This window comes from Nocardioides marmoribigeumensis, from assembly GCF_031458325.1.
GTDB lineage: Bacteria > Actinomycetota > Actinomycetes > Propionibacteriales > Nocardioidaceae > Marmoricola_A > Marmoricola_A marmoribigeumensis.
This window is the reverse complement of the sequence record NZ_JAVDYG010000001.1, coordinates 1373739-1395358: the sequence shown is the minus strand read 5'-3', so window position 1 is coordinate 1395358 and position 21620 is coordinate 1373739. Positions and strand designations below refer to the sequence as shown.

Annotated in this window: 18 protein-coding genes and 1 riboswitch; of the genes, 14 read left to right on the top strand and 4 right to left on the bottom strand. The window is 73.2% G+C overall.

Annotated elements, in window-relative coordinates; all coding sequences use genetic code 11:
• The first annotated feature begins 178 nt into the window (after window positions 1-178).
• A complete protein-coding gene (locus J2S63_RS06705) occupies window positions 179-946 on the top strand; it encodes an alpha/beta fold hydrolase (RefSeq protein WP_310300249.1) in 768 nt (255 codons plus the stop codon).
• Here J2S63_RS06705 and J2S63_RS06700 read toward each other — a convergent pair.
• Both J2S63_RS06700 and J2S63_RS06695 read right to left on the bottom strand, forming a co-directional pair.
• Window positions 943-3264: a hypothetical protein gene (locus J2S63_RS06700; protein ID WP_310300247.1), complete on the bottom strand. Its 2322-nt coding sequence runs from the start codon at window positions 3262-3264 to the stop codon at window positions 943-945. The genes J2S63_RS06705 and J2S63_RS06700 overlap by 4 nt on opposite strands.
• The gene (locus tag J2S63_RS06695) at window positions 3265-4125 is read right to left on the bottom strand and encodes a hypothetical protein (protein ID WP_310300243.1); all 861 of its coding nucleotides are present in this window, start codon (window positions 4123-4125) and stop codon (window positions 3265-3267) included.
• Between the two features lie 149 nt (window positions 4126-4274).
• Between J2S63_RS06695 and J2S63_RS06690 the strand changes: the two genes are divergently transcribed.
• Genes J2S63_RS06690 through J2S63_RS06680 form a run of 3 tightly spaced genes read left to right on the top strand, consistent with a single transcriptional unit; the run spans window position 4275 to window position 7389 of the window.
• Window positions 4275-5486: an NADH:flavin oxidoreductase gene (locus J2S63_RS06690; protein WP_310300240.1), complete on the top strand. Its 1212-nt coding sequence runs from the start codon at window positions 4275-4277 to the stop codon at window positions 5484-5486.
• Window positions 5483-6319 carry an SDR family oxidoreductase gene (locus tag J2S63_RS06685; protein WP_310300238.1) on the top strand — a complete coding sequence of 279 codons (837 nt, stop codon included), beginning with the start codon at window positions 5483-5485 and terminating at the stop codon, window positions 6317-6319. The genes J2S63_RS06690 and J2S63_RS06685 overlap by 4 nt, the downstream gene beginning before the upstream one ends.
• On the top strand, window positions 6316-7389 hold the full coding sequence (locus tag J2S63_RS06680) for an NAD(P)H-dependent amine dehydrogenase family protein (RefSeq protein ID WP_310300235.1): 1074 nt from the start codon (window positions 6316-6318) through the stop codon (window positions 7387-7389). The genes J2S63_RS06685 and J2S63_RS06680 overlap by 4 nt, the downstream gene beginning before the upstream one ends.
• Here the strand turns inward: J2S63_RS06680 and J2S63_RS06675 are convergent.
• A complete protein-coding gene (locus J2S63_RS06675; protein WP_310300232.1) occupies window positions 7379-8047 on the bottom strand; it encodes a pyridoxamine 5'-phosphate oxidase family protein in 669 nt (222 codons plus the stop codon). The genes J2S63_RS06680 and J2S63_RS06675 overlap by 11 nt on opposite strands.
• Window positions 8048-8106: 59 nt before the next feature.
• On the opposite strand from J2S63_RS06675, the gene J2S63_RS06670 reads away from it, so the two are divergent.
• The 6 genes from J2S63_RS06670 to J2S63_RS06645 all read left to right on the top strand — a co-directional run bounded on the left by J2S63_RS06670 (window position 8107) and on the right by J2S63_RS06645 (window position 16575).
• Window positions 8107-9180 carry an MBL fold metallo-hydrolase gene (locus J2S63_RS06670; RefSeq protein WP_310300230.1) on the top strand — a complete coding sequence of 358 codons (1074 nt, stop codon included), beginning with the start codon at window positions 8107-8109 and terminating at the stop codon, window positions 9178-9180.
• Between the two features lie 6 nt (window positions 9181-9186).
• Window positions 9187-9294: riboswitch (TPP riboswitch) on the top strand.
• 33 nt (window positions 9295-9327) lie between these two features.
• Complete coding sequence (locus tag J2S63_RS06665; RefSeq protein WP_310300227.1) at window positions 9328-10422, top strand: thiamine ABC transporter substrate-binding protein; 1095 nt, start codon at window positions 9328-9330, stop codon at window positions 10420-10422.
• Window positions 10398-12032: an ABC transporter permease gene (locus J2S63_RS06660; protein WP_310300225.1), complete on the top strand. Its 1635-nt coding sequence runs from the start codon at window positions 10398-10400 to the stop codon at window positions 12030-12032. The genes J2S63_RS06665 and J2S63_RS06660 overlap by 25 nt, the downstream gene beginning before the upstream one ends.
• A 1-nt stretch (window position 12033) precedes the next feature.
• Window positions 12034-13041, top strand: a complete 1008-nt coding sequence (locus tag J2S63_RS06655) for an ABC transporter ATP-binding protein (RefSeq protein ID WP_310300222.1) — start codon at window positions 12034-12036, stop codon at window positions 13039-13041.
• Between the two features lie 78 nt (window positions 13042-13119).
• Window positions 13120-14229: a phosphatase PAP2 family protein gene (locus tag J2S63_RS06650; RefSeq protein ID WP_310300219.1), complete on the top strand. Its 1110-nt coding sequence runs from the start codon at window positions 13120-13122 to the stop codon at window positions 14227-14229.
• 402 nt (window positions 14230-14631) lie between these two features.
• Window positions 14632-16575: an acyl-CoA dehydrogenase family protein gene (locus J2S63_RS06645; protein WP_310300216.1), complete on the top strand. Its 1944-nt coding sequence runs from the start codon at window positions 14632-14634 to the stop codon at window positions 16573-16575.
• Window positions 16576-16682: 107 nt separating this feature from the next.
• Here J2S63_RS06645 and J2S63_RS06640 read toward each other — a convergent pair whose 3' ends face one another.
• A complete protein-coding gene (locus J2S63_RS06640; protein WP_310300214.1) occupies window positions 16683-17180 on the bottom strand; it encodes an inorganic diphosphatase in 498 nt (165 codons plus the stop codon).
• A 110-nt stretch (window positions 17181-17290) separates the two neighbouring features.
• On the opposite strand from J2S63_RS06640, the gene dacB reads away from it, so the two are divergent.
• Genes dacB through hpt form a run of 4 tightly spaced genes read left to right on the top strand, consistent with a single transcriptional unit; the run spans window position 17291 to window position 21578 of the window.
• Complete coding sequence (gene dacB, locus J2S63_RS06635; protein WP_310300213.1) at window positions 17291-18904, top strand: D-alanyl-D-alanine carboxypeptidase/D-alanyl-D-alanine endopeptidase; 1614 nt, start codon at window positions 17291-17293, stop codon at window positions 18902-18904.
• 24 nt (window positions 18905-18928) lie between these two features.
• Entirely contained in the window at window positions 18929-20005 is a 1077-nt protein-coding gene (locus J2S63_RS06630) for an Rv3626c family coenzyme F420 biosynthesis-associated protein (RefSeq protein ID WP_310300210.1), read from the top strand.
• Window positions 20002-21021, top strand: a complete 1020-nt coding sequence (gene tilS, locus J2S63_RS06625) for a tRNA lysidine(34) synthetase TilS (RefSeq protein WP_310300207.1) — start codon at window positions 20002-20004, stop codon at window positions 21019-21021. Before J2S63_RS06630 ends, tilS begins: the two co-directional genes overlap by 4 nt.
• A 5-nt stretch (window positions 21022-21026) precedes the next feature.
• Window positions 21027-21578, top strand: a complete 552-nt coding sequence (hpt, locus tag J2S63_RS06620) for a hypoxanthine phosphoribosyltransferase (protein ID WP_310300205.1) — start codon at window positions 21027-21029, stop codon at window positions 21576-21578.
• The last annotated feature ends 42 nt before the right edge of the window (window positions 21579-21620 follow it).

The following is a 21620-nucleotide window of genomic DNA, read 5'->3' as shown; positions in this document are numbered from 1 at the left end:
CGGATCTCTCCCAATATCAGGTGGCGAACGATGAAAGAGAGTGAAGCACCAGATGACCGACTCGGGACCTAGATCCTGGGACCTTTGGGTGTTCGGTCCAGACCACAACGGGCTATTCGGTTCGGGACGTTTAGCCACCACGGCAGGACGTTCGGTCTCGGTCCGTCATGATGCACCGGTGACCGATCGCGCTCCTCTCGTCCTGCTGCACGGCGTGACCATGTCCGGGCGCGTCTGGCGCCCGGTGATCCCCCTGGTCGCGGGTCATCACGACGTCCGGACCCCGACGGCCCTCGGCCACCGCGGCGGCGAGCCCGTCGCCGAGCGCCCGGTGCGCGTCACCCACCTCGTCGACGACCTCGAGCGACGCCTCGACGCCGACGGTCTCGACCGGGTCCACGTGGCGGGCAACTCGCTCGGCGGCTGGATGGCCATCGAGCTCGCCCGTCGGGGACGGGCCCTCTCCGCGACCGCCCTGTCGCCCGGCGGGTTCTGGGGCGAGGACGGGCGTGGTCGCGGGGCACCGGTCAGGGCGTTGCGCAGGATCGCGCTCCTGGAGAGGCTGAGCCGTCCCCTCGGCCCGCTGCCGCACCGGCTGGGCGTCGTACGACGGACCGCGCTGGGTGGGGTGTCGGCTCGCGGTCACCTGGTGAGCGCGACGACCTCGGTCCAGGCGGCCCGTGACCTCGCGGGCTGCCTGGTCCTCGACGACATCCTCGACACCGACGAGGCGGTCGACCCGTTCGACCCGCTGCCGTGCCCGGTCACCATCGCGTGGTCGGAGCGGGACCGCATCCTCCCGATGCGCGACGGCCTGCCGGCCGCCCGCCGGACCGTCCCGGGCGCTCGCTTCGTGATCCTCCCCGGGCTCGGGCACGTGCCGATGCTCGACGACCCGGCGATGGTCGCCGACGTCGTGCTGCGGACGACCGGGGCCACGGGCTAGGAGGTCGGGCTCTCCTCGGCGACCGGCGTCGTCTCCGCCGCCGAGGGCGTCCCGGTCGGGCTCGCGCTCCCGGTCGGAGTCGGCGAGGAGGTCGCCGAGCCCGAGGGTGACGGCGCGCTGGACTCCGCATCCGTCGGCGTCGCCGTCGGGCTCGCCGAGGGGTCGTCGCCGGCCGTGGGGCCGGCGGTGGGCCCGGCAGTGGGGAAGGCGACGGGCGGGGCCTGCTCCACGGCGCCGGTGAGCACCTGCTTGATCTGCTCCTCGAAGTCCTCGAGCTGGTCCATCAGCTCCTGCAGCGACAGCGTCGGGATCGTCTGCGCGAACTCGGCCAGGTCGGCCCAGATGTCGCTCAGCGCGACGAGCTGCTCCTTGCCGGGCAGCGCGTCGACGGTCACGACGAGCTGCTTGGCGACCGCCGCCGTGAGGCACTCGAAGCAGTCGTAGTTGACCGCGGCCGAGACGTTCTTGGGCACCACGACGTCGGCCTGACCGACGACCACCACGACCTGGAAGGAGACCGCGACGGTGACGCAGTCCTTGCAGGAGGCGAAGGCGTAGGCCTCGTTGGTGTTGTCGACCTCCTGCTCGGCGCCGTCCTCGACCCACACCATCGCCATCGCGACGTCGTACTGGACCGACCCGTCGGTGGTGTTGACCGCCATCGCCTGGGTGTCGCCCTCGCCGGGCGGCAGCGGCTGGTCGAAGGGGAAGACCCACGTCGGCGCCTCGCTCGCGCTGGTGGTGCCCGTGGTCCCGTCGCCGGTGGTCCCGGTCGGCACCAGCACGAGCGCCTGCATGGGCTCGGCCTCCGTCGGGAGCGCCTTGCCCTGGGGCAGCACCGTGACGGCGCGACCACGGGGGTGGGTCTGCGCGCGCCCGGAGGCGGACACCGGTGCCACGCGGGCGGCGCCGGTGGCGGAGACCAGGTCGGTCAGGGTGCCCCGCTCGCCCTCCCGGATCGGCCGGTAGCTGCCCGTGCGCGGCCACCAGGCGAACGCCAGGCCGGCCACGACGGCGCCCACCAGCAGGAGGAACAGCGCGCGCTTGACCCTGCTGCCCGCCGTACGCCGCCAGCCGGTGGTGAGCAGCCGGCGCACGAGGCGGACCAGGATCATGGCGCTGGCCAGGACCGGGAACGCGATGGCCACCAGCGAGAGCAGGCCGGCGAGGAGGTCGACGACCTCCATCTGCGAGGCGGCCTGCTGGACGGCGTCGGCCTCCCGCCCGAGCGAGGCCCAGGCGGTCGCGGCCACGCGGGGCAGGCTCAGAGCCATCGCCGTGAGACCGATGAGCAGCACCGGGACCGTGACCAGGACCCACGCGGTGACCACGACGCGGGTCCAGGTCTTGAGCTGCGTGACCCGCGCGTCCTTGCTCCAGCGCGGGGGCCACAGCGAGGTGAGGATCGGGCCGATCCTCGAGTAGAGGTCGGGCACGCCGGTGAGGTCGGCCAGCACGTGGTAGCCGTCGAACCGCACCAGCGGCATCACCTGGCGCATCATCTGGAGAATCTGGGTGACCACGACCAGCAGCAGGGCGTCCCAACCCGTCGCCCACCAGGCGCCGGTGATGGCGACGGCCACGATGGCGTTGAAGTAGAGACCGCCGAGGTCGGTGCGCAGCCGGCCGAGCCGGCCGAGCCGGTAGCTGTCGGTGACGTCGGTGTAGAACGCCGGCCACATCAGGTAGATGCCGGCGCCCATGACCCCGGGCTGGGCCCCGCCCTTGCGGGCCGCGGCCGCGTGGCCGAACTCGTGGAACCCGGCCGAGAGGACCGTCACCACGAACACCAGGAGCAGCAGCAGGGGCCGGTCGAAGGCGTCCTTGGCCGACTTCGCCAGGCCCTTGTCGAAGAACAGCCACCAGGTCAGCAGGAGGAAGCCGGCCACCAGCGGCACCCACACCAGCGGGGAGAACAGCACCCGGAACGGGTCGGTGAGCGCGCGGGTCCGGTCGGGGTCGGTGACGGCCACCTTGCCGCGGAGCCCGAGCAGCGGGTTGGACCGCTTGAGCTCGGGCTCGCTGCCGTCGGCGCGGGTGAGGAGGCCGAGGGGGCGCAGCTGGTCCTCGACCAGCGTCTCCACGTTGGCCGCCGACACCGGCTTGCCGGTGCGCTCGGCGACGACCCGGGCGACCTCCTCGGGCGTACGCCGGCCGTCGACCGCCTCGAGCAGGACGTAGAGCAGCGGCGTCACCTGCAGCGTCTGGCCGTCGGCGCGCCGGACGAGAGCGGGAGGGGTCCGGTAGCCGGACCCCTCCATCTCGCCGATGAGCGTCAGGCCCTCGGCGCGCTGCAGCGCCTGGGCGTCGACCGTCACTTACTGGGTGATGTCGGAGTCCTGCGCGGCGTTGGCGTCTGCCGTGCCGGTCAGGTCCTGGTTGATGATCGCGTCCTGCTGGGAGACCGCGACCGCGTCGGAGTCGACCGAGCCGACGTTGGCCGCGACGGCGGCGTCGATCGGCGCCGCGACGTTGGCGTTGGCCGCCACGCCGCCGGCGATCGGGGCCGACAGGTCGGCGTCCGCGTCGACGTTGACGTTGAGGTCGAGCAGGTTGCCGTTGAGGGCGTCGGTCGTGTTGATCGAGCCGGCCGCACCGTCCACCGCGCCACCGACGCCGTCCACGACGCCGCCGACGCCGTCGGTGGTGCCGGTCACGCCGTCGGTCACGCCGCCCACGGTCCCGTCGAGCGTGCCGTCCGTGCCGTCCACGGCGCTGCCCACAGCGCCGGTCGCACCGTCCACGGCGCCGTCCACGAGCCCACCGGTGCCGTCCGCGGCCAGCGTCGCCGCATCCGGGTCCGTCGCTGCGGCCGGGTCCGTCGCGGTGGCGGGGTCGGTCGTGCCGGCGTCGACGACGTCGTTGCCCTGGTCGATGCCGGACGTCTGGTCGGAGGTGGCCGTCGCGTCGGCGTCGAGGCCCTGGTCGATGATCACGCCCTGGTCGGACAGCGCCTGGGCGGTCGAGCCCTCGGACAGGATGTTGCCGCTGACGGCCGCGTCGATCGGGGCGGCGATGTTGGCGTTGGCCGCCACGGCGAGGTCGATCGGGGCGGCCGCGTCGATGGCGAGGTCCACGTCGAGGTCGAGGTCGAGGATCGAGACGACCTCCTTGTCCGGCAGCGCGGACACGCTCTCGGCGGCGAGCTCCTCGGCGCTCAGGCCCTGGTGGTCGGTCATGGGGGTCTCCCTCGATCTCGTGCCGCGCGGGTGCGGCGGTGCCCGTGTCGTCCGGAGAGGTATCCCCCGTGGAGGACGCCCCCGAACCGCCCTTAGGGGTGGGCTGCACCACCCTGCCGCCCAGAACTAGAACCTGTTACAGTTTCGCGGTGCCAGCGACGCCGCCGACCGTCTTCGAGCCCGCACCGTTCGGGCCGCTCACGCTGCGCAACCGCCTGCTCAAGGCGGCCACCTTCGAGGGCCGGACCCCCGACGCCCTGGTCACCGACGAGCTCGTCGAGTTCCACCGGCGCATCGCCGCCGGCGGCATCGCGATGACGACCATGGCCTACGTCGCGGTGGCCCCCGAGGGCCGCACGCACCGCGAGCAGGTGCACCTCCGCGAGGAGGCCCTGCCCGGCCTGGTCCGGCTCACCGACGCCGTCCACGCCGAGGGCGCCCACGTCGCCGCGCAGGTCGGGCACGCCGGGCCGGTCGCCAACGGCCGCTCCAACGGCAGGCACGCGATCGCCCCGACCGCCATGCCCAACCCGATGAGCATGCAGATGGTGCGCCGGGCGAGCTCCGCCGACCTCGACCGCGTCCTGCGTGACTACGTCCAGGGCGCCCGCCTGGCCGTGCGGGCAGGCTTCGACGCCCTCGAGCTCCACCTCGGCCACGGCTACCTCCTCTCCTCCTTCCTCAGCCCCCTCAGCAACCGCCGTCGTGACGCGTACGGCGGCAGCCTGGGCAACCGCGCGGCCTACCCCCGGCGGGTGGTGCGCGCGGTCAAGGAGGAGGTGGGCGACGAGGTCGCCGTCTACGCCAAGCTCGGCATGACCGACGGCGTGCGCGGTGGGCTCCAGGTCGAGGAGGCGCTCGACGTCGCGAGCTGGCTGGAGGCCGACGGCTGCCTCGACGCGATGGAGCTCTCGGCCGGGTCGAGCCTGCTCAACCCGATGTACCTCTTCCACGGCCCGGTGCCGCTCCAGGAGTTCGCGGCCGCGATGCCCAAGCCGCTGAGCTGGGGGATGGCGCGGTGGGGCGGCCGGTTCCTCAAGGAGTACCCCTACAAGCCCGCCTTCCTGCTCGACACCGCGATCCGCTTCCGCGAGCGCCTCGAGCTGCCGCTGGTCGCCCTCGGTGGGCTCGACACGGCCGACGCGATGACCCGGGCCCGCGAGGCGGGCTTCGAGTTCGTGGCGCTCGGCCGCTCGCTCGTGCGCGACCCCGACCTGCCCCGGCGCTTCGAGTCCGGCGAGGCCCGCCGCTCGACCTGCATCCACTGCAACCGCTGCATGCCGAGCATCTACTCCGGCACGCGCTGCCTGCTCGACGACCCCGAACCCCTCCAGATCACCCGCCAAGGAGCAGCCTCATGACCGTCCTCGACCGCTTCCGCCTCGACGGCAAGGTCGCGGTGGTCACCGGCGCCGGGCGCGGCATCGGCGCCGGCTGCGCCCTCGCCCTGGCCGAGGCGGGGGCCGACGTCGTCCTGTCCTCGCGCACCGAGGCCCAGCTCGCCGACGTCGCCGCGCAGGTCGAGGCGCTCGGCCGGCGCGCGGTCCTCGTACCCGCCGACCTGAGCGACCTCGACCAGGTCGCCGCCCTCGCCCAGCGGGCGTACGACGACCTCGGTCGCCTCGACGTCGTGGTCAACAACGTGGGCGGCACGATCCCCAACGCCTTCCTCGACACGACGCCGGACTACCTCGAGGAGGCGTTCCGGTTCAACGTGTCGACCGCCCACGCGCTGAGCCGCGCGGCGGTGCCGCTGATGCTCGCGTCCGCCGACGACCAGGGCGACGGCCCGGCCCGCGCGGGCAGCATCGTCAACATCTCCTCGGTGATGGGCCGCGTGGCCGGTCGCGGCTACCTCGCCTACGGCACCGCCAAGGCGGCGCTGAGCCACTGGACCCGCCTGGCGGCGCGCGACCTCGACCCGCACATCACGGTCAACGCGATCGCGGTCGGCTCGGTGATGACGTCCGCGCTGGAGTTCGTCGCCGGCCACGAGGAGACCCGCCACGCGATGGAGGAGGTCACCCCGCTGCGCCGCATCGGCGAGGTGGAGGACATCGCGGCCACCGCCCTCTGGCTGGCCAGCCGCGCCGGCGGCTACGTCACCGGCAAGGTGATCGAGGTCGACGGCGGCCTCGACCGGCCCAACCTCGACCTGGGCCTGCCCGACCTCACCGTCAAGGAGCAGTCATGACCCTGCGCGTGGTCGAGTGGTCGACCGGCACCGTCGGCAAGCACGCGATCGCGGGCATCCTCGCCCACCCCGACCTCGAGCTGGTGGGCGTCTGGGTCTCCAGCGAGGAGAAGCACGGCAAGGACGTGGGCGAGCTGTGCGGCGGCGAGCCGATCGGGCTGACCGCCACCATGCACAAGGACGAGCTGGTCGCGCTGCGGCCCGACGTCGTGGTGCACACCGCGATGACCGACGCCGACCCGTTCGCCGCGCTCACGCTGTTCGAGGAGCTGCTCGCGGCCGGCATCGACGTGGTCTCCAGCGGACCGGTCTTCCTGCAGTGGCCGCACGGCGTCATCCCCGACGAGATGGTCCAGGGCCTCCAGGACGCCGGGGAGCGCGGCGGCGCCTCGCTGCACGTCAACGGCATCGACCCGGGCTTCGCCAACGACGTGCTGCCCCTGGTGATGACCTCGCTGTCGCAGCGCATCGACCAGGTGCGGTGCTACGAGATCGCCGACTACTCGACCTACTACCAGCCGTTCGTCAACCAGACCCTCTACGGCTTCGGCAAGCCGATGGACGAGGTGCCCCCGCTGTTCTCCGGCGGCATCCTCACGATGGCGTGGGGCTCGGTCGTGCGGATCATCGCGGCGGGGCTCGACCTGACCCTCGACGAGCCGCTCGAGGAGCAGGTGGAGTTCGCCGAGGCCGAGCGCGACTACTCCACCGTCAGCGGTGAGGTCCCCGCCGGCACCCGGTGCGCGGTGCGGTTCCAGGTGGTCGGCAAGGTCGACGGCGTCCCGCGGGTGGCGCTCGAGCACGTCACCCGGACCCACCCCGAGCAGCGGCCCGACTGGCCGCAGCCGGCCACGGGCGACGGCTGCTACCGCGTCGAGATCACCGGCGAGCCGATGATGACCCTCGACTTCTCCCACCACGGGGAGGACGGCGACCACAACGTCTCGGGGATGATCGTCACCGCGATGCGGCTGGTCAACGCCGTCGGTGCCGTGGTCGACGCGCCGCCCGGTCTCGTGACCGCCCTCGACCTGCCCCTGGTGACGGGGCGCGGCCTCGTCAGCCGCTGAACCGCTGCCGGGTCCGCACCACCGACCCCGGCACCGCGACGTCGTCCGGCACGTCGGGCCCGGCGACCGGCTCGCCCGCGGTGAGCGCCATGGGCACGATCCCCGCCCACACCTCGCGCGGCTCCACGTCCTCGGGGTCGACCTCGAGCGGCCCGGCGGCCACCTTCACCGAGGCCGAGTCCAGGGGCAGCCGCAGCACGAGCGTGGCGGCGAGCTCCTTGCGCGAGGGGCGCCGCACCTCCGCCGTACGCCCGGCGAAGAGGTGGTCCGACAGCACCTCGAGCGCGTGCTCCTTGTCGTCGTCGGGCACGACCTCGGCGATGCCGTGGACCACGGCCGAGCGGTAGCGCATCGAGGACTCGAAGGTCGTCCGCGCGAACACCAGGCCGTCGACGTGCGTGACGCTCACGCACACCGGGCCGCCCGCCCCCAGACGCAGACCACCGGCCCCCGACGACCCGTGCAGCAGGAGCGTGTCGCCGTCGCGGGCCACCGCGAACGGCAGCACCAGCGGCAGCCCGTCCCGTACGACGGCCACGTGCGCCATCAGCGCCTCGTCCAGGATCGCGTGGAGCGCAGCGCGGTCGGTGACCTGGCGGTGCGGCTCCCGGCGCACGCGGGTCACGTCGTCGACGGGGAGAGGCTGGTCCATGGCCATGCGGGGAGTATCCGCCACCACCCCCGCGCCGGATGGACCGGACCGGGCAGGATGGCGGGATGACCGACCCCACCGACGCCGACGCGATGACCGACCTCGAGGGCAGGCCCTTCGCGGGTCGCGGGCAGTGGACCGAGCCGACCACCGAGCAGGTCGCGCCGGGCGTCCACCGGGTCCCGCTGCCGCTGCCGATGGACGGTCTGCGGGCGATCAACGTCTACGTCCTCGAGACCCCCGGCGGGCTCACCTGCATCGACGCCGGCTGGGCGATCGAGGTGGGACGCGAGCTGCTCGGCGAGGGGCTGCGCCGCATCGGCCACGACGTCCGCGACGTGACGCGCTTCCTCGTCACCCACGCGCACCGCGACCACTACACGCAGGCCGTGACGGTGCGGCGCGAGTTCGGCAACGCGACCATCGACCTGGGCGTCGGCGACAAGCCGACCCTGGACCTGTTCAACAGCGGTGACCTCGAGGCCGACCCGACCGTGGCCCGGCTGAGGATGGGCGGGGCGTTCGACGTCGCGGCGGGCTGGGAGGACATGTTCCGCGGGGCCGACCCCGACATCTCGATGTGGGAGCTGCCGGACCGCTGGCTCGAGGAGGAGCAGCAGATCGAGCTGGGCGACCGCGTGCTCCACGCGGTCCCGACGCCGGGCCACACCGCCGGTCACTTCGTCTTCGCCGACCACGAGCGCGGTGTGCTCTTCGCCGGTGACCACGTCCTCCCGACCATCACCCCGTCGGTCGGGTTCGAGCTGGTCTTCGCCGACAACCCGCTCGCAGCGTTCCTCGGCTCGCTGCGCAAGGTGCGCGAGATGCCCGACCTGGTGCTGCTGCCGGCCCACGGACCGGTCGCCCCGAGCTCGCACGCCCGGGTCGACGAGCTGCTGGCCCACCACGACGACCGGCTCGAGCAGTGCCTGGCCAAGGTGGGCCCCGACGGCAGCACCGCCCACGACGTCGCCACCGAGCTGACCTGGACCCGCCACGAGCGCCTGTTCAGCGAGCTCGACGCGTTCAACGGCGCCATGGCCACGATGGAGACGATGGTCCACCTCGACCTGCTCGCCTCCCGCGGCCGGCTGGTCCGTGACGAGGTCGACGGCACCGCCGTCTACCGCCCGCGCTAGCCTGGGGCCACACGACAGGGGAGCGCCGCTCGGGCGCTGAGAGTGCGGAATCGGCCGCAGACCCTCGAACCTGCTCCGGCTAGCACCGGCGAAGGGAGTCGAGCTCTTCCCGCTCACGCGGGACCCTCCTCACCGGAGGAGCATGCAGTGCGCACCACCCGATCCGTCCGCGTCGTCGCGGCGGTCCTCACCTCCACCGCGGCGCTCGCGGCATGCTCGGTCTCGACGGCCGACGACGAGGCGCCGCGGAAGGACAGCGGCAAGGCGCCCACGAAGGTCGTCCTGGCCACCCACGACTCCTGGGCCATGCCCAAGCCGCTGGTCCGCCAGTTCGAGAAGGACACCGGCCTCGACCTCGTGGTCGTCCCCAACGGCGACGCGGGCCAGCTCACCAACAAGCTGGTGCTCACCAAGGACGCGCCGATCGCCGACGCGGTCTACGGCATGGACAACACCTTCGCCTCCCGCGCGCTCGACGCCGGCATCCTGGCGCCCGACGCCGCGACCGACCAGCCGTCCTCGGCCGACGCCTACGACCTGCCCGGCGACTCCCGCCACGCCCTCGCCCCGGTCGACTGGGGCGACGTGTGCGTCAACGTCGACGACGCGTGGTTCCGCAAGGACGGCCGGCCCGAGCCGCGCACGCTCGACGACCTGACCGAGCCGGCCTACAAGGGGCTCTTCTCGACCCCGAGCGCGGCGACGTCCTCGCCCGGCTTCGCGTTCCTGCTCACGACGGTCGCGGCGTACGGCGACGGTGACACCGGCGAGGGGGGCTGGCAGGGCTACTGGAAGAAGCTCATGGCCAACGGCGCTCGCGTCGCCGGCTCGTGGACCGACGCCTACGAGGGCGACTTCACCGCCTCCGGCGAGGGCGACCGGCCGATCGTGCTGTCCTACAACTCCTCGCCGCCGTTCACGATCCCCAAGGGCGGGACCAAGCCGACCACGAGCGCGCTGCTCGACACGTGCTTCCGCCAGGTGGAGTACGCCGGCGTGCTCGACGGCGCGAAGAACCCCGACGGCGCCCACGAGGTCGTGGCCTGGCTGCAGAGCCGCGCGGTGCAGGAGGCGCTGCCGGACAACATGTACGTCTTCCCGGTCGACGCGGACGCCACGCTCCCGGCCGCCTGGGCGAAGTACGCCGAGCCCGCGCCGAAGCCCTACTCGGTCGACCCCGGCACGGTGGCCGCCGACCGCGACACCTGGATCCGTGAGTGGACCGACATCACGTCCGGCTGACCCCGGTCCTCCTGGCAGCGCTCCCCCTCGCGGTCCTGGGCGTCTTCTTCGTCCTGCCCGTGGGGGAGATGCTGCGGCTCGGCCTCGCCCCCCACGGGCGGCTCGACCTCGGTGGCGTGGTGGGCACGCTGACCCGCCCGCGGGTGGTCCGGGTGCTGTGGTTCACGGTCTGGGCGGCCGCGGCCGCGACCGTGGTGACGGTCGCGCTCGGCGTGCCGACGGCGTACGCCCTGCACCGCCTGCGGCTCCCGGGGTCCGCCCTGCTGCGCGGGGTCGTGACGGCCCCGTTCGTGCTGCCCACCGTCGTGGTGGGGGTCGCGTTCCGCGGGCTGCTGGCCCCCAGCGGGCCGCTGGGCGGGCTGGGGCTCGACGGGACCCCGGTGGCGATCATCGCGGCGCTGGTGTTCTTCAACCTCTCGGTCGTGGTCCGCACGGTGGGCCCGTCGTGGGCCGGTCTCGACCCGCGGCGGGGTGAGGCGGCCGCTGCGCTCGGCGCGACCCCGTGGCAGGTGCTGCGCACGGTCACGCTGCCGGCGCTGCGCCCGGCCGCGGTGTCCTCCGCGATGGTCGTCTTCCTGTTCTGCGCCACGGCGTTCGGCGTCGTGCTCACGATGGGCGGCGGGCGCTACTCCACCGTCGAGACCGAGATCTACTACCTCACCACCCAGCTGCTCGACCTGCCGGCGGCGGCCGCGCTGTCGGTCCTCCAGCTCGCCGTGGTCGTCGGACTGCTGGCCCTGACCGGTCGGGCGCGCCCGGGGGAGCAGAGCGACCGGACGGCCCCGGTGCTGCGACGCCCGCGGCGCAGCGACGCCCCGGTCCTCGCCGTCACCGCCGTGGTGCTGGCCTTCGTGGTCGCCCCGCTCGCCGCCGTGCTGGTGCGCAGCCTGCGCGTCGACGGCGCCTGGTCCACCGCCCGGTTCGCCGCCCTCGAGCGCCCGCCCGAGGACGGCACCCTGCGCGTCCCGCTGAGCCAGGCGCTCGAGACGTCGCTGCGGGTCGCCGTCGACGCCACCCTGCTCGCCATGGTGCTGGGGCTGGTCGTCGCCGGGCTCACCGCTCGAGGGGGCTCCCGGCGCTGGCGGCGGCTCCGGTCCGCCCTCGACGGGGTCTTCATGCTGCCGCTCGGCGTCTCCGCGGTCACGGTCGGCTTCGGCCTGCTCGTCGCCCTCGACACGCCCCCGCTCGACCTGCGCGGCAGCCCGTGGCTCGTGCCCGTGGCCCAGGCGCTCGTCGCGCTCCCGCTCGTCGTACGCCTGGTGGCGCCGGCGCTCCGCTCCGTCGATCCGCGCCTCCGCGAGGCCGCGGCGTCCCTCGGCGCGCGGCCGTCCCGCGTGCTCGGCACGGTCGACCTCCCGCTGGTGTGGCGGCCCGTCCTGTCGGCCACCGGCTTCGCCTTCGCGGTGTCGCTGGGGGAGTTCGGGGCGACCAGCTTCCTCGCCCGGCCGGACGACCCGACCCTGCCGGTGCTCGTCTACCAGCTGGTCTCCCGGCCGGGCGCGGAGAGCTTCGGCGCCGGCCTCGCCGCCGCCGTCGTGCTCGGCCTCGTGACGAGCGTGGTCGTCGTGGCCGTCGAGCGGCTCCGGCCCCCGGGCGTGGGAGCGTTCTGAGGTGAGCGCGCTGCAGGTCGACCACGTGACCGTCCGCTTCGGCGACGTCACCGCGGTCGACGACGTCTCCCTCGACGTCACGAGCGGACAGGTGTGCGCGGTCCTCGGCCCCTCCGGCTCCGGCAAGTCCACCCTCCTGCGCGCGGTGGCCGGGCTCGAGCCGTTGACCTGCGGTCGCGTGGCGTACGACGGCCACGACCTGCGCGGCGTGCCGCCCCACCGGCGCGGGTTCGCGCTGATGTTCCAGGACGGCCAGCTGTTCCCCCACCTGACGGTGGCCGAGAACGTCGCCTACGCCCTCCGCGTACGCCGGCGCCCGCGAGCCGAGCGCGTCGCCCGGGTCGCGGAGCTGCTCGACCTCGTCGGCCTCACGGGGTACGACGCCCGCCTGCCGGCCGAGCTGTCCGGGGGCGAGCTGCAGCGGGTCGCGCTGGCCCGGTCCCTCGCGGCGAGCCCCCGCCTCCTGCTCCTCGACGAGCCCCTGGCCTCGCTCGACCGGCACCTCACCGAGCGGCTGGCCGACGACCTCGCCACGATCCTGCGCGAGGCCGGGACGACGGCCCTGATGGTCACCCACGACGCGGAGGAGGCGTTCGCGGTGGCCGACCGGATGGCCGTCCTGCGCGGCGGCCGCCTGGTGCAGGCCGGCGGGCTCGACGAGGTGTGGCGTGCCCCGGTCGACGCGACGACGGCGGGGTTCCTCGGCTACGCCACCGTCCTGGCGCCCGACCGCGCCCGCGCGCTGGCCGGGCTGGCCGGCGTACCCCTGGCGCCGGGAGGGGAGGCGCTCGCCCTGCGCCGCTCGGCGCTGCGGGTAAGCGACGGGGGACCGGTCCGGGCCACCGTCACCGCGCTGCGCTCGGCGTCGGAGCAGGTGCGCCTGCGGGTGGAGGTCGCCGCGGTCGGAGAGCTCGACGCGGTGGCCTCCTGGGCGCAGGCCGTGCGGGTCGGCGACGAGGTCACGCTCGGGCTCGACCCGTCCCGCACGGCGGCCGTGCCCGCAGGGTGAGGACTCTCACGTCGCGAACTCCGCGACGGGCGCGTAGGGGGTCCGAACCATGTGGACCGACTCCCTAGAATCACGGGGATGAAGCGCCCCGCCTACGGACTCGTGGTGGGCGTCGCGGTGCTGATGGGCGTCGTGGCGCTCGTCGTCTCCCATGCGGTGGGGGTGCGCCTGCGCGACCCCGACGGCTTCCTGGGCCCCGCGTGGGTCCGGCTGCCCGCGATGGTGCTGGGCGCCTTCCTCCTCGACGTGGTCCCGCGCTCCCTGTGGCGCTCGCGGCGCAGCTGGCGCAACGTCCTGCGTGAGGCCAACGGGCTGGTGCGCGAGCACTGGACCCGCGAGCGGATCATGCTGGTGGTCATCGGGCTGACCAGCTTCTACGTCACCTACGTCAGCTACCGCAACCTCAAGAACTACCTGCCGCGGCTGTTCCCCGACATGCAGGACCCGATGCTGCACAGCCTCGACCGCTGGCTGATGTTCGGCCACGAGCCGGCGACCCTGCTGCACGCGGTCTTCGGCGAGACCTGGGCGGCCCACGTCTTCGCGTTCATCTACCTGCTCTACCTCCCCCTGGCGCCGATCAGCCTCGTGGTGTGGCTGGTGTGGTCGCGCAACGTGTCCTACGGCTACTGGTACGCCACCGCCAACTGCCTCACCTGGACCTTCGGGACGATCTCCTACTACGCGATCCCCACGATGGGCCCGGCGTTCTGGTACCCCTGGCTCTACCGCGGCCTCGACGTCACCGGGGTGACCAAGCTCCAGGACGGGCTGTGGAACTCCCGGCAGGACGTGCGGTTCCCGCTCAACCCGTTCTCCGACTCGATCCAGTCCGTGGCGGGCTTCGCCTCGCTGCACGTGGGCCTGACCCTCACCATCGCGCTGGTCGCCCACTACACCGTGCGGCACCGCGCCCTGCGGACCCTGGGCTGGGTCTACTGCTTCCTCACGCTGATCTCCACGATGTACTTCGGCTGGCACTACATCGCCGACGACATCGGCGGCGCCGTGATCGCCCTGCTGTCGGTCTACCTCGGCGGCATCGCCAGCGGGCAGAAGTTCGACCGCTACGGCCGCGCGTCCCATCCCACGACCTCCACCGCCGACGTGCCGGTCGACGAGGAGGAGGAGGAGGAGGAGGAGGGTCGGGGGCCGGGGTCCCCGGCCCAGGTGGGCCAGACCACCTGAGGTCCACCCTGGTCCTCTCGGACCAACCCGCGACCCCGTCCTGACGCACGGAAGGGCCAGGAACGCCTCCTCCGGACGGGGGACGGCGTCCACCTTGTCCCGATTCCACGCGGACGAATCTCTTTACGTTGTGGGGATGTCATGTATGCTCGCAGCATGCGGAGTCCCGGGGGGGACCCGCAAGAGCAGAGCGGCACGACACCCCACTCGCGCAGTGGAGGACGCCAGTGGGGGGGAGTTTCGTATCCCAGTCCCTCTCCCTGGAGCCGCCGGCTCACACCGGCTGTCCTAGCCTCCCAATGGGACAGTCTCTGGCCCCGCCCGAACCTCCCAATCGGGCGGGGCCCACCGGTTTTTGTGCCACCCCCTGACGGTCCGTGACGTTGCTGCCACGATGTGCCCATGGCCTCCGACCCCCTCCAGGACCAGCACATCGACGTCCCCGCGCTGCGCGACCTGCTCGACGGCCGCTACCGCGACGTCCGCAACCGGGTCAGGGACAACCTGGTCGAGCACGCCTCGATCCTCGACGAGGCCGAGACGCTGTCGACCGACGACTACCGCGACCGGGTCCGCGACGTCGTCGTCGAGCTCGCCGGCACCGGGCAGACCGGCTACGGCCTGCCCAAGGAGTACGGCGGCGGGGGTGACATCGGGGCGTCCGTGGCGGCCTTCGAGACCTCGGCCTTCGGCGACCTGTCGGTCCTGGTCAAGCTCGGGGTGCAGTTCGGCCTCTTCGGCGGGGCCGTGCTCCAGCTCGGCACCGAGCGCCACCACAAGAAGTACATGGCCGACATCACCAGCGGCGCCCTGCTCGGCTGCTTCGCGATGACCGAGACCGGCCACGGCTCCAACGTCCAGGCGCTCGGGACCTACGCGACGTACGACAAGGAGACGCAGGAGTTCGTCCTCCAGACCCAGGACGATTCCGCCCGCAAGGACTACATCGGCAACGCCGCCCGTCACGGCACGATGGCCGCCGTCTTCGCCCAGCTCGTCGTCGACGGCGAGAACCATGGCGTCCACGCGCTCCTCGCGCCGCTGCGCGACGACAAGGGCAAGGTCGTCGACGGGGTCCGCATCGAGGACTGCGGGCACAAGCACGGCCTCAACGGCGTCGACAACGGCCGGATCTGGTTCGAGGGCCTGCGGGTGCCGCGGGAGAACCTGCTCAACAAGTACGCCGACGTCGACGAGGACGGCACCTACCACTCGCCGATCGACAACCCCGACCGGCGCTTCTTCACCATGCTCGGCACCCTCGTGCAGGGCCGGGTGTGCGTCGGCGGCGGCGCGATCAACGCCAGCAAGGTCGCCCTCAAGATCGCGGTCACCTACGGCAACCGGCGCCGCCAGTTCGGGCCCAAGGACTCCGAGACCGAGATCGTGCTGCTCGACTACGGCATGCACCAGCGGCGGCTGATCCCGCTGATCGCCCGCACCTACGCGCTGCACTTCGCCCAGGAGCGCGTCTCCGCCGACCTGCACCGCATCTTCAGCGACGTCGACGGCGCCTCCGAGCGCCGGCGCAAGGCGCTGGAGTCGCGGGCCGCCGCCACCAAGTCGCTCGGCACGTGGGCCGCGCTCGACACCATCCAGCGGTCCCGGGAGGCCTGCGGCGGTGCGGGCTACCTCTCGGTCAACCGGTTCTCCGCGCTGTACGACGACGTGGACGTCTTCACCACCTTCGAGGGCGACAACACCGTCCTGCTGCAGCTGGTCGCCAAGGGCCGGCTCACCGACCTCGCCGCCGAGTTCAACTCGCTCAACCAGGTCGACATGGTGGGCTACGTCGCCGGGCTGGCCGTCGAGACCGTGGTCGAGCGCACCCAGATGCGCTCGCTGCTCGAGCGGCTGCGCGACGCCGTACCCGGCCGTGGCGGCCTCTCCGACGAGGACGCCGGCCTGCTCGATCCCGACTGGCACCTGTCGATGCTGCGCTGGCGCGAGGACCATCTGACCTCGGGCGCCGCGCGGCGGCTCAAGTCCGGCATGGACGGTGGCACCGCCCCGGAGGAGGTCTTCTCACGGGTCCAGCCGCACATCATCGCCGCCGCCCGTTCCCACGGCGAGCGGCTGTTCTACGAGGCGTTCCTGACCAAGGTGCAGAACACCCCCGAGGGCACCAACAAGAGGGCGCTCGGGGCGCTGTGCGACCTCTACGCCCTCTCGCTGATCGAGGGCGACCGCGCGTGGTTCATGGAGCACGGCCGTCTCTCGGGCGACCGCTCCAAGGCGGTCCAGGCCGCCGTCGAGGAGCTGTGCCGCCAGCTGCGCCCCCACGCCGAGGACCTGGTCGACGCCTTCGGCGTACCCCCCGAGCTGCTCCGCACCGAGCTCTTCTGAGCCCCTCTCAGTTTCACTAGGTACCTAGTGAAACTGACACTCCCCGAGCGAAACTTCGCTCGGGGAGTGCGAACGTCACTAGGTACCTAGTGAAACCGAACCGGCCCTCAGTGGGTGGTGTAGCCGGCGTCCGTGGCGCGCTTGAACGACGCGGAGACCTCGGCCTCGGCCTCGATGCGGCCGACCCAGTTGGCGCCCTCGACGGACTTGCCGGGCTCGAGGTCCTTGTAGACCTCGAAGAAGTGCTGGATCTCCAGCCGGTCGAACTTGGAGACGTGGTCGATGTCGCGCAGGTGCTCCATGCGCGGGTCGGTCGTCGGGACGCAGAGGACCTTGTCGTCGCCGCCGGCCTCGTCGGTCATGCGGAACATGCCGATCGCGCGGCACTTGATCAGGCAGCCGGGGAAGGTCGGCTCCATGAGGAGCACCATCGCGTCGAGCGGGTCGCCGTCGAGACCCAGGGTGTTCTCGATGAAGCCGTAGTCGGCGGGGTACTGCGTGGAGGTGAACAGCGTGCGGTCGAGCCGCATGCGCCCGCTCTCGTGGTCGACCTCGTACTTGTTGCGCTGTCCCTTGGGGATCTCCACCAAGACGTCGAACTCCACTGACTTCCTCCAGTCGTCGGCCTGTCGCCGGTTGCTGCCACCAGAACGGGCGGGGTCGTCGGCTAGTCTCCCGCAGAACCCGCTGCCCATGCATCTCGAGGGGACAGTCCATGCCCGAAGGTGACCGACCCCACGCCGAGAGCGTGGTGGAGGAAGCCCCCGAGACGGCACCGGGCGAGGCGCCCGCACAGGCACCGGCAGAGGCACCGGCAGAGGCACCGGCAGAGGCGCCCGCAGAGGCACCGGGAGGGGACGAGCCCCACGAGGAGCCGGTCGAGCCGGCCACAACGCCGGCCACGCCCGCCGAGCCGCCGCGGGACCGCGGCCGCCTGCTCCGGCGTACGACGGAGGCGGGCGTCGTGCTCGTGCTCGTCGCGACGGCGCTGGTCCACGTGCTCGACCTCGGCGACCGCACGGGCCTGGCCGCCCCCGACCCCGCGCTCGAGCCGCAGGCCGTGGCGCCGCCCCCGGGCCTCGAGCTCCCCGAGGCCCCGGCAGCGAGGCCGGTCGCCGCGGCGCTGCGCGGGGCAGAGCTGGACCGGGACGCCATCGGCCGGGCCGTGTCGCGGCTGGCGGCCAACAAGAAGCTCGGCCGCGACGTCGCGGTCGTGGTCGCGGGCACCGATGGCGTGCCGGTCTACCGCTCGGGGCCGGCGGTGATGATGCCCGCCTCGACCCTCAAGCTGCTCACCTCGCTGGCCGCGCTCGAGGTGGTCGGGCCCCAGCACCGCTTCGCCACCACGGTCGTGCGCAGCGGGCGCACGCTGACCCTCGTCGGTGGGGGAGACCCGCTGCTGGAGCGGGCGCCCGAGCCGGGCCTCTACCCCGACCGTGCCGACCTGCGCACGCTGGCCCGTCGCACCGCCCGGGCGCTGCGCAGCACGGCGCCGGCCGGACGGCTGCGGCTGACCTACGACGCCTCGCTGTTCACCGGACCCGCGGTCAACCCGCACTGGGAGCCGGACTACGTCCCCACCAACGTGGTGAGCCCGATCAGCGCCCTGTGGGTCGACGAGGGCCGTGACACCGGGGGGTACGGCGCCCGCGTGGCGGACCCGCCGGCCGAGGCGGGCCGCGTCTTCCGCGACGAGCTCCGGCGGGCGGGCCTGCGGGTCGGTCCCGCCCGGTCGGGCACGGCGCCGCAGGGTGCCGGGGAGGTCGCGAGGGTGGAGAGCGCGCCGCTGGTCGAGATCGTCCAGCACGTCCTCGAGGCCAGCGACAACGAGGGCGCGGAGGTGCTGGCCCGGCACGTCGCGCTCGCCCAGGGCGGCGACGCCTCGTTCGCCGGGGGAGCCGCCGCGGTCCGCGCGGTGCTCGGTGGCCTCGGGGTCCGGCTCAACCGCCTCACGACGTACGACGGCAGCGGGCTCTCGCGCGACGACCGGATCAACCCGGTGACGCTGGTCGACGTGCTCGCGCACGCGGTCGACCCCGACCACCCCGAGCTCGAGGGGGTGGCCTCCGGGCTGCCCGTGGCGGGGTTCAGCGGCTCGCTGCTCATGCGCTTCGACGACCGGGCCGACGCGGGGCTGGGCCGGGTGCGGGCCAAGACCGGCACCCTTCGTGGGGTGCACGGCCTCGCGGGGGTCGCGGTCGGCCGCGACGGCGCGGTCATGCTGTTCGCCGCGCTGACCGACCGGGTCAAGGAGCCCAACGTCCTGTTCACCCGCGCCCAGCTCGACCGCATCGCCTCCGCGCTCGCGGCGTGCGCCTGCCTGGCCTGAGCCCCGGCACGTAGGCTCGCGGGCATGAGCGGGCAGGGCGGGAAGATGGTCGACTGGAACCTCGCGGTCAACGCCGCGACCAAGCTGGCCGGCCCCGGACCGCAGGTGAGCCGGGCCGAGGCCGACGAGGTGGTCGCCGAGCTGCGGGACGACGCCCATCGCTCGACGCCGCTGGTGCGTGACTTCACCGGGCTGGTCGCGCAGGAGGCGTCCGCGCCCGTGCTGGTGGTCGACCGCCGCGGCTGGGTGCAGGCCAACGCCGACGGCTTCGACCGGCTGCTCAGCCCCGTGGTCGACAAGCTGCTGGAGAAGCGCGGCAAGGTCCCCGGGGAGGGCATCGCCGACGCGATCGGCAGCAAGGTCACCGGTCTCGAGGTCGGCGGGCTGCTCGGCTTCCTGGCCGGCAAGGTGCTCGGGCAGTTCGACCCCTTCCACGGCGAGCCGGGCTCGGCCGAGGTCGGCCGGCTGCTCCTGGTGGCCCCCAACATCGTCTCGGTGGAGCGCGAGCTGGAGGTCGATCCCCACGACTTCCGCCTGTGGGTGTGCCTGCACGAGGAGACCCACCGGGTGCAGTTCACCGCGGTCCCCTGGATGCGCGACCACCTCGAGCAGCAGGTCGAGGGCCTGGTCGGGGGTCTCGACCTCGAACCCGGCGCGATGGTGTCGGCCCTCGGTGACGCGGCGAGGCGGGCCGGCGACGTGCTGTCCGGCAAGGGCGACGGCAGCCTGCTCGACCTGTTCGCCACTCCCGCGCAGCGCGAGATCATCGACCGGGTCACCGGCATGATGTCGCTGCTCGAGGGCCACGCCGACGTGGTGATGGACGGGGTGGGGCCCGAGGTCATCCCCAGCGTCGACCGCATCCGCGAGAGGTTCAACCGCCGCCGCAAGGGCGCGAGCTCGCTGGACCGCCTGGTCCGCCGGCTGCTCGGCCTCGACGCCAAGATGGCGCAGTACCGCGACGGTGCCAAATTCGTCCGCGCCGTCGTCGACGAGGTCGGCATGGACGGCTTCAACAAGGTGTGGGTGGAGCCCGACAACCTGCCCTCCAAGGCCGAGATCGGCGACCCCGCCGCCTGGGTCCGCCGCGTGCACGGGTGACCGGACCCGACCCGGCGGTCGCCGCGGTCCGCCTCGCCGTACGCCGGGTGGTGGGCGACGCGGGCACGGTCCTCGTCGCGTGCTCGGGCGGGGCCGACTCGCTCGCCCTCCTGGCCGCCACGGTGTTCGAGACCCGACGCACCGCGACCCGTGTCGTCGGCGCGGTCGTGGACCACGGCCTGCAGGACGGCTCCGCCGAGCACACCGCCCGCGTCGTCCGGCAGATGGCCGACCTGGGCGCCGACGAGACCGCGTCGATCAGGGTCACCGTCGACCCGGGGCCGGGCGGCATCGAGGCGGGGGCCCGCGAGGCGAGGTACGCCGCGCTCGACCGGCTCGCCCGCCACTTCGCAGCGGGCACCGTCCTCCTCGGTCACACGGTCGACGACCAGGCCGAGAGCGTGCTCCTGGGGCTGACCCAGGGCAGTGGCCCCCGCAGCCTGGCGGGCATGCGGGACGGGTTCCGCGACGGCGCCGACGGCCCGCTGTTCGTGCGGCCGTTCCTGCGCGAGGTCACCCGGCCCCAGACCGAGGCCGCCTGCCGGGCCGAGGCGATCGAGCCCTGGGAGGACCCGCACAACCTCGACCAGCGGTTCCTGCGCGCGCGCGTGCGCCACGTCGTGATGCCGCTGCTCGAGGCCGAGCTCGGACCCGGGGTCGCCCGCGCCCTCGCCCGCACCGGTCACCTGCTGCGCGAGGACGTGGAGGCGCTCGACGACGAGGCGCAGGCACAGCAGCAGCGGCACGACCTCGGGGTGGGGGTGGCGGTCGAGGACCTGCGTGGGCTCACCCGGGCCGTGCGCACCCGGGTGCTGCGCCTGGCCGCGCTCGCGGCCGGGGCACCCGCGAGGGACCTCACCTACGGTCACGTCCAGGCGCTCGACGCGATGGTCGAGGACCCGCGGGGGGAGCCCCGCGACCTCGACCTCCCGGGCCACGTGAGGGCCGAGCGACGGGGCGACGTCCTCCGCCTGGTCGACTCCCGGCCGGACCTGCCCGGTCCTGTGGCAGGCTGACGCCCGTGGATGCCGCTCACATCGCCGACGACCTGATCGACGTGCTCTTCACCGAGGAGGACATCCACCGCCGGCTCTCCGAGCTGGCCGCGGACGTCGAGCGCGACTACGAGGGCAAGGACCTGCTGATCGTCGGCGTCCTGCGCGGCGCGGTCATGGTGATGGCCGACCTCGCCCGCTCCTTCAGCCGCCACGTCGAGATGGACTGGATGGCGGTCTCGTCCTACGGCTCCGGCACCAAGTCCAGCGGCGTGGTGCGCATCCTCAAGGACCTCGACACCGACATCACCGGCCGGCACGTGCTGATCGTCGAGGACATCATCGACACCGGCCTCACGCTGTCCTGGCTGGTGCGCAACCTGTCCTCGCGCGGCCCGGCGTCGGTGGAGATCTGCACCCTGCTGCGCAAGCCCGACGCCCTGCAGATGAGCGTCGACGTCAAGTACGTCGGCTACGACATCCCCAACGCCTTCGTCGTCGGCTACGGCCTCGACTACGCCGAGCGCTACCGCAACCTGCGCTGCATCGGCACCCTCGCGCCCGCGGTGTACTCCTGAGCACACGTGACCCCGGGCACGCCCGTGGGACTGCCGTGTACG